The organism is Burkholderia sp. JPY481, assembly GCF_038900515.1.
Classification (GTDB): domain Bacteria; phylum Pseudomonadota; class Gammaproteobacteria; order Burkholderiales; family Burkholderiaceae; genus Paraburkholderia; species Paraburkholderia youngii.
In genome coordinates, this window is record NZ_JAYMRT010000114.1 from 1 (window position 1) to 761 (window position 761).

Sequence of the window (761 nt, forward strand, 5' to 3'; positions counted from 1 at the left end):
ACCAGTCCGACGGCAGCGGCAATGTCGCGGCCGCATCGATACTGCTTTCCATCGCCGAGTTCTGAGGCAAGTAAGCTTGCGGTAATCGGTCCAACTCCCGGAATGGTAAGCAGTCGCTGGGCTATAGCGTCATCCGCAAGCTGCCGGTTGAGCTCCTTCTCGATCTCGCCAATCTGCTCCGAAAGATATTTGAAATGCGCATGCAGGCGCTCAAGAATCGCGACGAGACGTGGCGGGAGGGAGTGCTCGGCCAGCAACGCGGGCAGGCGCCTGACAACGGCATTGCCGACAGGTAGCGTGACGCCGAATTCAAGCAGGAATCCATGCATCTGATTGGTCGTGCAAACCTTGTCCCGAACGAGTGAGTCGCGTACCCGGTGCAGGGCAGACAGTGTCTGCTGCGATACAGTCTTCGGCGTTACGAAGCGCATTGACGGTCGGGAAGCTGCTTCGCAGATTGCCTCGGCATCGACGAAATCGTTCTTGTTGCTCTTCACGAACGGGCGTACGAACTGCGGCGAGATCAGCTTTGCCTCGTGCCCGAGTTCGGCGATCTTGCGTGCCATGCAGTGCGCACCAGCACACGCCTCCATGACTATCGTGCATGGATGGAGCGTGGCGAAGAACTCAATCAGTTGCTTGCGCGATAACTTTCTGCGAAACACCGCTTTACCCGCCGTATCCTGACCATGAAGGTGAAAAGCGTGCTTACCCAGATCAATACCGACCAATGTGACGTTTTGCATGGCAGATCTCCCAAG

The 761-nt window shown here is 57.2% G+C and carries 1 protein-coding gene; it reads right to left on the reverse strand.

The window, feature by feature from the left end; translation table 11 throughout:
- Positions 1-746: IS110 family RNA-guided transposase (locus tag VSR82_RS39885; RefSeq protein ID WP_498858914.1), on the reverse strand; the 746-nt coding region annotated here is incomplete at its 3' end.
- Positions 747-761 lie beyond the last annotated feature (15 nt).